The organism is Saccharopolyspora sp. NPDC045941 (assembly GCF_056431445.1).
The window spans coordinates 137,346-149,810 of sequence record NZ_JBWKKU010000004.1; the positions used below are offsets into that span (position 1 = coordinate 137,346).

Annotated in this window: 14 protein-coding genes; 7 read left to right on the forward strand and 7 right to left on the reverse strand. The window is 71.6% G+C overall.

Annotation, left to right across the window (positions count from 1 at the left end; translation table 11 throughout):
• Positions 1-18 precede the first annotated feature (18 nt).
• Complete coding sequence (locus AC07FN_RS04715) at positions 19-909, reverse strand: oxidoreductase (RefSeq protein WP_478394388.1); 891 nt, start codon at positions 907-909, stop codon at positions 19-21.
• 82 nt (positions 910-991) lie between these two features.
• Between AC07FN_RS04715 and AC07FN_RS04720 the strand changes: the two genes are divergently transcribed.
• Positions 992-1,582, forward strand: coding sequence for a TetR/AcrR family transcriptional regulator (locus AC07FN_RS04720; protein ID WP_478394389.1), 591 nt, complete (start codon positions 992-994; stop codon positions 1,580-1,582).
• Positions 1,583-1,602: 20 nt separating this feature from the next.
• Entirely contained in the window at positions 1,603-2,520 is a 918-nt protein-coding gene (locus AC07FN_RS04725) for an LLM class flavin-dependent oxidoreductase (RefSeq protein WP_478394390.1), read from the forward strand.
• A gap of 9 nt (positions 2,521-2,529) precedes the next feature.
• Here AC07FN_RS04725 and AC07FN_RS04730 read toward each other — a convergent pair whose 3' ends face one another.
• On the reverse strand, positions 2,530-3,051 hold the full coding sequence (locus AC07FN_RS04730; RefSeq protein ID WP_478394391.1) for a DinB family protein: 522 nt from the start codon (positions 3,049-3,051) through the stop codon (positions 2,530-2,532).
• A gap of 75 nt (positions 3,052-3,126) precedes the next feature.
• Entirely contained in the window at positions 3,127-3,873 is a 747-nt protein-coding gene (locus tag AC07FN_RS04735) for a DUF427 domain-containing protein (protein ID WP_478394392.1), read from the reverse strand.
• 318 nt (positions 3,874-4,191) lie between these two features.
• On the opposite strand from AC07FN_RS04735, the gene AC07FN_RS04740 reads away from it, so the two are divergent.
• The gene (locus AC07FN_RS04740; protein WP_478394393.1) at positions 4,192-5,169 is read left to right on the forward strand and encodes a DivIVA domain-containing protein; all 978 of its coding nucleotides are present in this window, start codon (positions 4,192-4,194) and stop codon (positions 5,167-5,169) included.
• On the opposite strand, the gene AC07FN_RS04745 is transcribed toward AC07FN_RS04740, so the two are convergent.
• Genes AC07FN_RS04745 through AC07FN_RS04755 form a run of 3 tightly spaced genes read right to left on the reverse strand, consistent with a single transcriptional unit; the run spans position 5,170 to position 7,813 of the window.
• A complete protein-coding gene (locus AC07FN_RS04745) occupies positions 5,170-5,832 on the reverse strand; it encodes a methionine ABC transporter permease (RefSeq protein WP_478394394.1) in 663 nt (220 codons plus the stop codon).
• Entirely contained in the window at positions 5,829-6,863 is a 1,035-nt protein-coding gene (locus AC07FN_RS04750) for a methionine ABC transporter ATP-binding protein (protein ID WP_478394395.1), read from the reverse strand. The genes AC07FN_RS04745 and AC07FN_RS04750 overlap by 4 nt, the downstream gene beginning before the upstream one ends.
• The gene (locus AC07FN_RS04755) at positions 6,860-7,813 is read right to left on the reverse strand and encodes a MetQ/NlpA family ABC transporter substrate-binding protein (protein WP_478394396.1); all 954 of its coding nucleotides are present in this window, start codon (positions 7,811-7,813) and stop codon (positions 6,860-6,862) included. The genes AC07FN_RS04750 and AC07FN_RS04755 overlap by 4 nt, the downstream gene beginning before the upstream one ends.
• Positions 7,814-8,059: 246 nt before the next feature.
• Between AC07FN_RS04755 and AC07FN_RS04760 the strand changes: the two genes are divergently transcribed.
• From AC07FN_RS04760 to AC07FN_RS04775, 4 genes are all read left to right on the forward strand, one after another.
• Complete coding sequence (locus AC07FN_RS04760; RefSeq protein ID WP_478394397.1) at positions 8,060-8,293, forward strand: DUF5708 family protein; 234 nt, start codon at positions 8,060-8,062, stop codon at positions 8,291-8,293.
• Entirely contained in the window at positions 8,290-8,916 is a 627-nt protein-coding gene (locus AC07FN_RS04765; RefSeq protein WP_478394398.1) for a TetR/AcrR family transcriptional regulator, read from the forward strand. The genes AC07FN_RS04760 and AC07FN_RS04765 overlap by 4 nt, the downstream gene beginning before the upstream one ends.
• Entirely contained in the window at positions 8,913-9,815 is a 903-nt protein-coding gene (locus AC07FN_RS04770) for a CPBP family glutamic-type intramembrane protease (protein WP_478394399.1), read from the forward strand. The genes AC07FN_RS04765 and AC07FN_RS04770 overlap by 4 nt, the downstream gene beginning before the upstream one ends.
• Positions 9,816-10,069: 254 nt before the next feature.
• Positions 10,070-11,635 carry a GMC family oxidoreductase gene (locus AC07FN_RS04775; RefSeq protein WP_478394400.1) on the forward strand — a complete coding sequence of 522 codons (1,566 nt, stop codon included), beginning with the start codon at positions 10,070-10,072 and terminating at the stop codon, positions 11,633-11,635.
• 11 nt (positions 11,636-11,646) lie between these two features.
• Here the strand turns inward: AC07FN_RS04775 and AC07FN_RS04780 are convergent, their stop codons facing one another.
• A complete protein-coding gene (locus AC07FN_RS04780) occupies positions 11,647-12,423 on the reverse strand; it encodes an IclR family transcriptional regulator domain-containing protein (protein WP_478394401.1) in 777 nt (258 codons plus the stop codon).
• Positions 12,424-12,465: the final 42 nt, after the last annotated feature.

The following is a 12,465-nucleotide window of genomic DNA, read 5'->3' on the forward strand; positions in this document are numbered from 1 at the left end:
ACAGTGGCCCAGCCGCTTTCAGCTCGTCTTGGCGAGGGGGAAGCCGGTTCCGGTCAGCTCCTCGGACAGCGTCCACAGCTTCTTCGCCGCCGCCGAATCGCTGGCCGCGGCCGACCGGCTCACCAGCGTCGGACCGCCGCGCACCTCGAACAGGCCGTCCGGGCCGAGGTAGCTCGTGCCAGGCAGGTCCTGCGTCGCGGCGTAGAGCGTCGGCAGCGCGCCCGCCTTCGCGTCCTGCGCGACGACCCGGTTGCCGGCGCGCATGAGCAGGCGCAGCACCGGGCTCGGGGAATGGCTCTGCAGGTTCGTGGCCGCGTAGCCGGGGTGCGCGGCGAGTGCCCGCACGGACGAACCGGCCTCGGTGAGCCGCCGCTGCAGCTCCAGCACGAACAGCAGGTTCGCCAGCTTCGACTGGCCGTAGGCGCGCCGCGAGTCGTAGGCGCCGGTGAAGTTCGGGTTGTCGAAGTTGATGCCCCGGACGTACCGGTGCGCCGTGGAGGCCACGGTCACCACGCGGTCGGTGACGCGCGGGAGCAGCAGGTTCGTGAGCGCGAAGTGGCCGAGGTGGTTGGTGCCGAACTGCGTCTCGAAGCCGTCCTTGGTGCGTCCCTCCGGCGGGATCATCACCCCGGCGTTGTTGATCAGCACGTCGACGTCGCCGTCCCAGGAGTCGGCGAACTCCCGCACCGAGGCGAGGTCGGCGAGGTCGAGGCGGCGGACCTCGTGGCTGCCGGGGAGCGCGGCCGCCGCCGCCGCGCCCTTGGTGACGTCCCGGACGGCGAGCACCACGTGCGCGCCGGCCCTGGTCAGCGCGCGGGCCGTGTGGATGCCCAGGCCGCTGTTGGCGCCGGTGATGATCGCGGTGCGGCCGGTCAGGTCGGGGATCCGATCGATGTTCCAAGCAGGCATGGCCGCCAATGTAGTCATCGACAACAAAGTTGACAATGACAACAATGCTGCCGGTGTCAACATCCACGGTAGGCTGCCGGTCATGGCTGGAGGTCGTTATCACCACGGGGACCTTCGCGCCGCGTTGCTGGACTCCGCCACCACCGCGCTGCGCACGCGCGGGGTCGACGCCCTGTCCCTGCGGGAACTCGCGCGGGACATCGGCGTCAGCCACGCCGCGCCGCGACGGCACTTCAAGGACAAGCGGGCGCTGCTGAACGCGCTCGCCCTGCGCGGGTTCGAGCGCCTGACCGCCGAACTCGACGCGGCCGCGGCCACCGAGGGACCGTTCCGCCGCAGGCTGACCGCGCTGGCCCGGGCCTACGTCCGCTTCGCCGTGCACGACGCGGAACTGCTCGAGCTGATGTTCGTCCGGAAGCACGCGCCGGACGCCTCCGATGAGCTGGTCGCGGCGGGTCACCGGCTGGGCACGTCGATGCTCGCGGTCATCGTGGACGGCCAGCGCAGCGGCGACGTGCACGCCGGCGGGACCGAGGGCATCGGCCTGTCGGTGTTCGCCGGGCTGCACGGCTTCGCCAGCCTGGCGGCCAGCGGCATGGTCCCGGAAGAGGGCTCGGACGCCGCGCTCGACGTCCTCCTCGGCGAGCTCCTCAACGGCATCGCGCCCCGCTGAACGGGGGCTACGATCACCGCATGAGGTTCGCGATCTCGATCCCGCAGTTCTTCGCAGACGGCGAGTTCGACGCCGCCGGCTTCGCCGGTTACCTGAGGCGGGTCGAGGAACTCGGCTTCGAAAGCGCGTGGACCCAGGAGCAGGTGCTGGGCACCAAGCCGCAGCTGAGCCCGATCGAGACGATGACCTTCGCGGCGGCCTGCACCGACCGGCTGCGGCTGGGCTGCGCCGTGCTGGTGACCACCCTGCACAACCCGGTGCACCTCGCGAAGAGCCTGAGCACGCTGGACCAGATGTCCCGGGGGCGGCTGGAGGTCGGCGTCGGGACGGGCGGCCGCGGCCGGATGTTCGCCGCGTTCGGCGTCGAGCCGGAGCGTTTCGTCGGCCGGTTCACCGAGGGTCTGGAGCTGATGCAGCAGCTGTGGACGCGGCCGCGGGTGACCTTCGACGGCCGGTTCTGGCAGCTCGAAGACGCCGCGATGGAGCCCAAGCCGTTCCAGAAGCCGCATCCGCCGATCTGGTTCGGCGGCAACAGCCCGGCGGCGCTGCGGCGCGCGGTCCGCCACGGCAACGGCTTCTTCGGCGCCGGGTCGTCGCCCACCGAGCGGTTCGCCGACCAGGTCCGGACCGTGGCGGCCGCGCTCGCCGAGCAGGAGCGGGACCCTGCCGACTTCCCGATCGCCAAGCGCGTCTACATCGCGGTCGACGACTCGCCGGAGCGCGGTCGGGAGCGGATGAACACCGAGCTGGAGCGCCTCTACGGCCGCCGCTCCGAAACCATCGAGGCCGCCGCAGTGGTTGGCGCCCCGGAGGATTGCGAGCGGGAGCTACGCGCGGTCGCGGCCGCCGGTGCGCAGCGCATCCTGCTCAGCCCGATGTTCGACCACGCCGAGCAGACCGAGCGCCTGGCGGCCGAGGTCCTGCCCCGGCTCGCCTGACGTCCCCGGTCACGACGCGGCGCGCACCAGGCGGAGCTGGCCGATCTCGGCGGCGTTCTTCATCAGTTCCGCGTTGACCCAGCCGACCGTGTGCGCCACGGTCATCTCCGGATCGTTCTGCCAGGGGAACGACGCGATGGCATCCAGATCGGCGTCGGTGAACTCGTCCAGCACGGCGAGCCTGTCCGCGCGCAGCCCGCGCAGCCAGTCGATGGCCGGCTGCCCGGCGCCGGGCCACTCGACCTCGGTCCGGTCGCGCGGCGGCACCCCCTGCGCATGGTCGATGGTCACGCTCCACCACCAGCCGATGTGCCAGGTGATCCAGCCGATGGTGGGCACCGGGATGGGATCGGGTTCGGCGTCGGCCCAGTCCGGCACCCACGTCCCGTCCTCGCCCCGGCGCATCGTCCAGGAGAGCTTCGCGGGCTCCCAGAGGAAGTCCTCGGGGCTCAGCCGTTCCAGGTGGAACTCGAACAGCGACCAGGTCAGGTCGAACTGCCAGCGCAGCAGTTCGCGGCGGGATGCGGGCATGGGATGATCTTCGCATTCCGCCCGGCCGGGGCGAAAGCGATTTTCCCGATCGTCCATGGTGACGGTCGCCGTGGGTCAGGAGAACGGCGTGTGCGGCTTCTCCTGGACCTCGCCGTCGATGGTGACCTCCACCCGCTCGTCGTAGAAGCAGGCGAGGCCGGCGATCTTCTGGCTCTCCGGCAGCGGCGTGCGGTAGGCCCAGACGATGTCGGAGTGCTCGGTGCCGTCGACCACCACGTGCCAGTACGACGCGGTCCCCTTGTAGGGGCACTGGGTCCGCCGGTCCGACGGCCGCAGCAGGTCCATCCGGACATCGGCCAGCGGGAGGTAGTAGCGCGGCGGCAGGCCGGTCTCGAAGAGGATCTGCGGGCGGCGCGAGTCGGCCACCACGACGCCGCCGACGCGCACGACGACGTGCCGCGAGCCGGCCAGGATGTCGACCCGCTTGTACGGGTCGCGCGGGTGGACGTAGACGGGCTCGTCCTCTTCGAACCACTCGTCCATCGCGTCCCAGTCGATCCGCACCAGGCCCTGGGTGGGGGAGGAGTCCGGGAACCGGACGGCGGCGCCCTCGGCGGAAGCTCCGTCGACCAGCACGTCGTGGACGTCTCCGTCGCCCAGCCGGTCGACGCGGCGCGTGCCGCCGGCCGGGCGCAGCTGCGCCTGGACGTCATCGGCCGGCAGGTAGTAGGTCGGGTAGTAGGGGTGCTCCCACACGAGCATCGGGCGCCTGGAGTCCGCGACGAGCCGCCCGCCGAGGTAGGTGCGCACCCGCTTGGGCGATCGCAGGATCTTCGGCTGCTCGCCCGGGTTGTCGGTCATGGAGTCCTCCGGTGTTCGCGCGTTCGGTGCTTCCCATCCTGGCGCGCGGGCGCGGCGCGGGCCACCACGCGTTTGGTCCTCAGTGGACGATCAAGTGGGTTGGACCGTTCGGGTGCAGCCGCCGGGGCCACTGTCCGCAGTCGGCCGGGTGCTCGGCGCAGCGTGCGACGAACGCCCCATTTCGAGGGTGTCCGGAAGGGTTGATCTCGCGCGCCGCCCCGGGCAAGCTGTTCGCGCAGAACGGGCGGTCGGGGGCTCGGGCGGTCAACGCCGGGCATGCGTCCGAAAGTTGGCGGCACATGCCCTGGAGGCTCGAGGATGCTCACCCCCGACGACGTGCGCAACGTTGCTTTCGCCAGGAGCTGGCGGCGCAACCGCGGCTACGACGAGCGCGAGGTGGACGAACTCCTCGAACGCGTCGAGGCGACGCTGCGCGGGAAGCGGCTGGTGACCGCACGCGACGTGCTCACGGCGCGGTTCAGCCCGGGCAGGCCCGGACGGTCCTACAAGAAGGCCCAGGTCGCCGAGTTCCTGGACCAGATCGCGCTGACCCTGATGAAGCGCGAGGTGCGGGAGTCCGAGCGCCGCGAGAAGCAGGCCGGCGCGGTGAGCGAACAGAAGACCGTGGTCCGGCGCGCGACCCCGGGCGTGGAGCCGGCGCCCCGGCGCGGCGAGGCCGTACAGCCGGGGCACGTCGAGGTGTTCAGCAGTTCGGCGGCGCAGCAGAACGTGCTGGACAAGGCCGAGGTCGATGCGTTCATGGACCGTGTCGAAGCCACCCTCCGCGGGGCCGACACGCTGACCGCGCAGGACGTGCTGGGTGCCCGGTTCAACCCGCCGGGGCCGGGCCGGCCGGGCTACCAGGAGGCCAGCGTCTTCGCCTTCCTCGTCATGGTCTCCACGATGATCAAGAACATGACCCCGCGGCAGCGGCCGCAGGCCGTCCCGGCACAGCGGATGCCGATCGCCCGTGCCTTCCCGCGCGCGCTGGTCGCCGGGACGCCGCAGCTCACCCCGGAGGCGATCGGCAGCGTGGTGCTGCACGGTTCCGCCGGCAACGAGCACGGCTACGACGAGGACGAGGTCGATGACTTCCTGGACCGCATCGCCGACGCCCTGCGCGGCGCCGACACGCTGACCTCGCGCGACGTGCAATCCGTCGCGTTCCGCGCGCAGCCCGAGCCGGGCACCGGCTACGACCGGGCCGAGGTGGACTCGCTGCTGGACCTCATCGCGGAGCGCCTGGACGCCGACGCGCCGGTGAGCGCCCGCCGGAACGAGCGCTCACCGGGCTGATCAGCCGCGCAGCGCCTTGCGGGACAGCAGGTTGCCCAGGTACTGGGCAACCTGCACCAGCACGATGATGATCAGCACCGCGATCGCGGTGATGCCCCACTCGAAGCGCTGGTAGCCGTAGGTGATGGCGAAGTCCCCGAGCCCGCCGCCGCCGACCGCGCCCGCGACGGCCGTCATGTCGACGACCGCGACGAACACGAAGGTGTAGCCGAGGATCAGCGGCCCGAGCGCCTCGGGCACCAGCAGGCCCACGATGATCCGCAGCGGGCTCGCCCCCATCGCGCGGGCCGCCTCGATGACCCCGGGGTCGATGGTCACCAGGTTCTGCTCGACGATCCGCGAGATGCCGAACGTGGCCGCCACGGTCAGCGCGAACGTGGCCGCGGTGGTGCCCAGGGTGGTGCCGACGACCTGGATCGTCAGCGGGCCGATCGCCGTGATGAAGATGATGAACGGGATCGGCCTGATGATGTTCACCAGCACGTTCAGCACCACGAACACGAAGCGGTTGGCGAGGATCCCGCCCGCCCGCGTGGTGTAGAGCAGGATGCCGAGCACCAGGCCGAGGAAACCGCCGATCAGCATCGTGGCCAGCACCATCCAGATGGTCTGGCCGATCGAGGTGAGCAGCACCGGCCCGATCGTCGCCCAGTCGATGTTCACGCCACCAGCTCCTGCACCTCGGTGATCTCGCGGAGCTCGGCGATCAGCGCGTCGACGCCGTCGGTCGCGCCGTTGAGCTCCAGCGTCAGCCTGCCCAGCGACTCGCCGCCGAGCTCCTTGATCCCGCCGTAGACGATCTCGAACCGGACGCCGTGCCTGCCCAGCGCGTTGGACAGCACGGCGCCGATCCGCCGGTCGTCGCGGATGCTCGCGGTCACCAGCCGGCCGTCGTGCCGGGCGCGCAGCCTGGCGAGGTTCTCGCCATCGGGCTGGTCGTGCAGCACGGTCTCGACGAACCGGCGGGTGATCGCGGTCTTGGGCGCGGAGAACACGTCCACCACGCTGCCCTGCTCGACGACGCGCCCGGCGTCGAGCACCGCCACCCGGTCGGCGATCTCCCGGACCACCTCCATCTCGTGGGTGATCACCACGATGGTCACCCCGAGCTCGGTGTTGACCCGCTTGAGCAGCCGCAGCACCTCGCCGGTGGTCTCCGGGTCGAGTGCGCTGGTGGACTCGTCGGCGAGCAGGATCTCCGGGTTGGTCGCCAGCGCCCGGGCGATGCCGACCCGCTGCTTCTGCCCGCCGGAGAGCTGGTCGGGGTAGTGCCAGGCCTTGTCGGCGATGCCGACGAACCGCAGCAGCTCCGCGACCCGCTCCTCGCGCCGCCGCTTGTCCCAGCCCGCGATCTTCAGCGGGTAGGCCACGTTGCCGAACACGGTGCGCGAGCGGAGCAGGTTGAACTGCTGGAAGATCATGCCGATGCCGAGCCGGACCTCGCGCAGCCGCCGCTCGGGCAGGCCGGTGATGTCGGTGCCGCCGACGACGACCCGCCCGGCGCTGACCGGTTCCAGCGCGTTGATCAGCCGGACCAGGGTGCTCTTGCCCGCCCCGGAGTAGCCGATGATCGCGAACACCTCGCCGGCGTCGATGGTCAGGTCGACGTCCGCCAGCGCGGTGACCGCGCGGTCGCCGGAGCCGAAGGTCTTGCCGACGCCGCGGAACTCGATGAGCGGGGATCCCGTGCTCACTTGGCGGCCTTCACGGTCTGGGTGAGGTCGGCCAGGATGCCCTCCAGCTCGGCCTGCGGGCGGTCGACGAGCACCGACGTGCCCTTCGAGTCGGCCTCGGCCTGCCCGGAGACGCGCTTGTCCCGGTAGATCTCGACGAGCTTGTGGTAGGTCGGGTTGTCCCGATCCTCGGCGCGGACGACGAACGCGTTGATGTAGGGCGCGGCGGCCGGGCTGTCGGGGTCGTCGCCGAACAGCGCCTTGCTCGGGTCGAGGTCGGCGTCGAGGGCGAAGTTGTTGTTGATGATCGCCGCGTCCACCGACGGCAGCGACGCGACGGTCTGCGCGGCGTCGACCGGGGTGACGGTCACCTTCGAGGCCACGGCGTCGATGTCGGCCGGGGTGGCGAGCACGGTCCCGCCGTCCCTGAGCTTGATCAGCCCGGCCTGCTGGAGGACCAGCAGCGCCCGCGCCTGGTTGGTGGGGTCGTTCGGGATCGCGACGGTGCCGCCCTGCGGGACGTCGGCGACGTTGGTGTGCTTGCGGGAGTACAGGCTCAGCGGCACGACGTAGGTGGAGCCGATCGGGGTGAGGGTGTCCGAATTGGACGCGTTGTAGTTGGCGAGGAAGAGCAGGTGCTGGAAGAGGTTCACGTCGATCTGCTTCTGCGACAGCGCCGGGTTGGCCTGGTGGTAGTCGCTGAAGTTGACCGTCTCGAGGTCGATGCCCTGGGCGGCGGCGAGGTCCTTGTAGGTCTTCCAGTACGACTTGCTGGCGTCGGTCACGCCGATGCGCACCTTGGTGCGGCCGGCCGCGGTGTCGGTCGAGCCGCCCTGCACCACGACGACCACCGCGACGACGGCGATCACCACCAGCGCGGCCAGGCCCAGCAGGACGCCCCGTCGCTTCTGCCCGGGCTTCTCCGGCAGCCCGAGGTCGTTGTTCTCGGGGGCGTTGTCGTTCTCGGACATGTCTTGCCTTTCGCGGTGTCGGCGCGCGGGAATCCGATGCGTGCGCGCCCTTCGGACGCCACGATGCAGCAGCCGGCCGAGGAATCCGACATCGTTTCATGATCTGGATTTTCGGGGCGCGATTTGCCGTCGGGTCCTGCGTCGTGCTAGGCGGCCACCTCGTCGTGACCCGCATCCCGCGATCGACCGAAGGGCCCGCCCGGGGTGCCCTATACGTCGTACAGTACGCCTGTACCATACGATCGTATGGGCAATGTTGAGAAGATCGAAAGCGGCGCTCGTGCCGCGCGCAGGACCCTCGTCAGCGGCGTGGTCCTGGCGCTGATCGGTGCCGTGCTGTGGGCGACGACGGGCGGGATCGAGCTGCCGGTGGTCTCGCCGAGCAAGGTCGGGGTCGTCCTGCTCGTGGTGGGAGCCATCGAGATCGTGGTGGGTCTCGCGATGATGATCGGCCGGTCGGCGCGCGGTCGGCAGGGGTGACGGTCGAGGGCCGCGCCGCCGAGCGGCGAGCGCACCTGATCGGCGCGGTGCTCGACCTGATCGACGGGGGCGGGATCCCGGCCGTCAGCATGCGCGCGGTGGCCACCGCGGCGGGCGTGTCCCTCGCACAGGTCCAGTACTACTTCCGGAGCAAGGAGCAGCTCATCGTCGAGGCGTTCCGCCACATCTGCCGCGATGTGGAGGGGCGCGCGGCGGCGGTGGGCTTCGATGGGCCCGCCCGCTCGGTGCTGCGCGCGCTGATCGACCTCTGGCTGCCGGTCGACGAGCGCCTCAGCCGCGACGCCCGCGTGTGGCTGGCGTTCTCCGCCGAGGCGACCACGCGGCCGTCGCTCATGAGCTTCGCCGCGGAGGTGGACGAAGGGCTCCGCGAGGCGTTCGCGCAGATCCTCCGGCGTGCGAGCGAGAGCGGTGAGCTCAGCCCGGCCGCCGACCCGGTGGCGGCGGCGGCCGGGCTGCTCGCGGTCATCGACGGGCTCGTCGTGCAGTCGCTGGTCCTCGACGAGTCCGAGCGCGCGGGATTCCTCGGTCCGCGCGTCGAGGCCCACCTGGACCTGCTCTTCCCGAAGGCGCAACGGAAACCGGAAAGGAGCGAGGGAACATGATCGTGCACCGTCCTGGCGCGCTCGCGGTGCTCGGGCGCGCCGTGCTCGGCCCGATCGCGATGGCTTTCGCGCTGGGTGTCGCGACGGCGGTAGCGCCGGCGACCGGCGACGACGGATTCGCTGCGCGGCTTCTGCCTGCGGTGTTGACCAGCTTGATCGCGGTGCCTGTCGTCGTCCTGCTGTGGCGGCGCCGTGGCGGGCTGCGAGGGCTGGGGCTGACGGCGGACCTGCGCGGGCTGCGGGGCTTCCTGCTCGGGTGCGTCGTGACCGCGGGCAGCGCTGCCATCGTGTTCGGCGCCGGGTCCGCAGCGGGCTGGCTGCGGTGGACTGCCCTGGATCTGGGGAGCCTGGCGGTCTTCCTCGTCACCAACGCGATCGTCGCGTTCCTGCTCGAGGCGCTGCCGGAGGAGCTGACGCTGCGCGGGCACGCCTGGTGCACCCTGCGATCGCGGTTCGGGCGATGGGCGGCGGCCGTCGGCACCACGGCGATCTTCCTGGTCGTCCCCGCGGGGGCTTCCTTCGTCGCGGCAGGGGTCGCGGTGCTGGGCGGCGGATCGCCCGGCGCCATTGGCTGGGCGCCCGAGGGCGAGGACCCGGTGTCCTACCTGATCCTGCTCACCGTTTTCGGCATCGCGCTGATCGCCGCGCGTGGCGCCACCGGTTCACTGTGGACGAGCGTCGCGACCCACCTGACGTTCCTCACCGTGCAGCGCGTCGTCCTGGACGGCGAACGCCGGGACGCGGGGTGGTCGGCCGAGATGACCACGCCCGACGCTCTGCTGCTCGTGCCCGCTTACCTGCTGTTTGCGGCCGCGGTCTTCCTCGGCGTCCGCCGGCTGGCCCGCATGGCCGCTCGCCGCGACCCGGCTTCCCTCCAAGCCAGCCGCGAGACGGTGTAGCGAACGGGGCGGACCACGGCGGAGTGCTGCGCAAGCCCTGACGCGCACACCGCCGGGCAGGGTCGGCTCAGGAGGAAACGTTGCCGCAAGTGGGTGGCACGTGCGCGTTTTGTGCTGCCATGGCAACGGAAAACACGCACGGCGGCGTAACCAGCGGACACCGGCGAGGAAATCCGTTGCGGCGTCCGGCCGGATGGTCGTACCGTCTCCGAAATAGCGCACATAAGTGCGGTAATCGAACTTTTGGAGGAACGGTGGCTGAGGGCGGCTGGGATCTGATCGTGGTCGGGGCCGGTTCCGCGGGGTCCGCCCTGGCGGTCCGGGCCGCGGAGCGGGGGAGGCGGGTGCTGCTCCTGGAGGCCGGCCCGGACTACCGCTCCGCCGAGATGCCGGAGGTGTGGCGGTCGCCGAACCCGATGCGCGCGTTGCTGGATCCCGACGCCGGGCGGCACCTCATGTGGCAGGGGCTCACCGCGGCGCGGACCGAGAAGCAGGCTCCGGAGCCGTTCTGGCGCGGCCGCGGGGTCGGCGGCAGTTCGGCGATCAACGGGCAGATCGCGATCCGCCCGCCGATGGCGGACTTCGAGGACTGGGCCCGCGCGGGGTGCGAGGGCTGGGCTCCCCGGGACGTGCTGCCGTACTTCGCGAAGCTGGAGGACGACGAGGAGTTCGGCGACGCCCCGTACCACGGGCGCGGCGGCCCGATCCCGGTCTACCGGACGCCCGAGGCGGAGTGGGGCGCGGTGGACGCGGCGCTGCACCGGGCCGCGCTGACGGCGGGGCACGGGTGGGCCGCCGATGTGAACGCCCCTGGTGCGACGGGGATTTCGCCGTATCCGATCAACTCGCGGCTCGGCCGCCGGGTGTCCACCAACGACGCCTACCTCGAACCGGCCAGGGCGCTGCCCGGCCTCGTGATCCGCGGCGACGCCGTCGTGGACCGGGTCATCGTGTCCGGCGGGCGAGCGGTCGGCGTGGAGGTCCTCGTCGACGGGACGATGCGCCGCGAGCACGCGGGCCAGGTCGTGCTGAGCGCCGGTGCGATCCACACGCCGGCGATCCTGCTGCGATCCGGCATCGGCCCGGCCGCCCACCTGCGCTCGCTGGACATCGACGTGCTGCGGGACCTGCCGGTCGGCCAGGGCCTGCAGGACCACCCGGTGGTCTTCGTCGGCATCCCGCTGAACGAGGAATCGGCGGTGCGCACGCCCGACGACCGGCACACGAACGTCTGCATCCGATACACCAGCGACCACCCGGCGGCCCAGGCCGACGACATGATGGTCATCGCGGCCAACCAGAGCGTGCTGGCGATGGAGATCGCCGACGTCCGCTTCGGCGCGGGGTCCTTCGGCGTGTGGAACAACCAGGTCTACTCGCGCGGATCGGTCGGCCTGACCTCGACCGACCCGACGGCGCAGCCGGAGGTGCGCGAACGAATGCTCTCCGACGAGCGGGATCTGGCGCGGCTGCGCAGCGGCATCCGCCACCTGGTCGAGCTGGTGCGCGGCGACGAGGTCGCGGCGATCACGGCGTTCTCGCCGGACCGGCTCAACGAGACGCTGCTCGCGGCCGTCGACGACGACGCGGAGCTGGACGACTACCTGCTCGCGACGGCGGCCGACGCGCAGCACGCGACCAGCACGTGCCGGATGGGAAGCCCGTCGGATCCGGCGACGGTGGTCGATCCCGACTGCAGGGTGCTGGGCGTGGAGGGGCTCCGCGTGGTCGACGCGTCGATCTTCCCGACGGTTCCCCGCGCGAACACCAACCTCGCGGCGATCATGGCGGGCGAGCTCATGGCCGACCGCCTCGGCTGACGGACAGGCGCTCAGATGAGCTGGGCGTGCAGCTCGTCGGCCGCCTCCCGCAGCAGTGCCAGGACGTCACCGTGCATGGCCTCGGGTGAGATCCGCTCGATGTTGCACCCGACGTGCAGGGCCGCGATCACCCGCCCGTCCCACCGGCGCAGGGGCACGGCGATCGAATGGGCGCCCGGCTCCACGTCGTTCGCGACGTAGCAGTACCCGTCGCGCTCGATCCCGTCGAGGGCACCGGCCCGGGCCCCGGCCGCGTCGAGCGCGCCGGGGCGCTCCTGCTCCGGCAGGTGCGCGAGGAGGACCTTGCCGAGGGAGGAGATGTTCGCCGGAGTCCGGAAACCGATGCCGCTGCCCACCTGGATCAGCTGGTTCGGCACCGCGCGGGCGATCACGACGGCGTCCGCTCCGTCGAGCACGGCGACGGAGCACGCCTCCTGCAGCCGCGCGCAGATCCGGTCGCACACCGGCTGCATGAGCGCGCCGGTGACGTTCGAGGTCAGATATCCGGCTGCGAGCCGCAGGATTCGCGGGCTGAGTTCGTACGCGCGGCCTTCGGCGCGGACGTAGCCGAGGTGTTCGAGGGTCAGCACGGCGCGCCGCACGGTCGCGCGGGACAGGTCGAGCTTGCGCGCCAGGTCGGCCTGCGTCAGCCGCCGGTTCTCGCCGTCGAAGGCCGCGAGCACGGCCAGGCCCCGGGCCAGTGCCTCGGAGAAGTCCGCCGCGTTCGGCGCGCCGGCGAGCTGCCGTTGCTTCCGGGCGGCGCTGTCGGCGTCCGCGAGTCGTCCCAAGGTGCCATTCCCGTTCGGCGCGGTGGTTTCCCGGCAACGTAT

Bases quoted from the DNA above. Each gene is read 5' to 3' on its own strand.
- AC07FN_RS04715 (WP_478394388.1), bottom strand. From the start codon at position 909: ATGCCTGCTTGGAACATCGATCGGATCCCCGACCTGACCGGCCGCACC.
- AC07FN_RS04730 (WP_478394391.1), bottom strand. From the start codon at position 3,051: ATGCCCGCATCCCGCCGCGAACTGCTGCGCTGGCAGTTCGACCTGACC.
- AC07FN_RS04720 (WP_478394389.1), top strand. From the start codon at position 992: ATGGCTGGAGGTCGTTATCACCACGGGGACCTTCGCGCCGCGTTGCTG.
- AC07FN_RS04725 (WP_478394390.1), top strand. From the start codon at position 1,603: ATGAGGTTCGCGATCTCGATCCCGCAGTTCTTCGCAGACGGCGAGTTC.
- AC07FN_RS04760 (WP_478394397.1), top strand. From the start codon at position 8,060: ATGGGCAATGTTGAGAAGATCGAAAGCGGCGCTCGTGCCGCGCGCAGG.
- AC07FN_RS04770 (WP_478394399.1), top strand. From the start codon at position 8,913: ATGATCGTGCACCGTCCTGGCGCGCTCGCGGTGCTCGGGCGCGCCGTG.
- AC07FN_RS04755 (WP_478394396.1), bottom strand. From the start codon at position 7,813: ATGTCCGAGAACGACAACGCCCCCGAGAACAACGACCTCGGGCTGCCG.
- AC07FN_RS04735 (WP_478394392.1), bottom strand. From the start codon at position 3,873: ATGACCGACAACCCGGGCGAGCAGCCGAAGATCCTGCGATCGCCCAAG.
- AC07FN_RS04740 (WP_478394393.1), top strand. From the start codon at position 4,192: ATGCTCACCCCCGACGACGTGCGCAACGTTGCTTTCGCCAGGAGCTGG.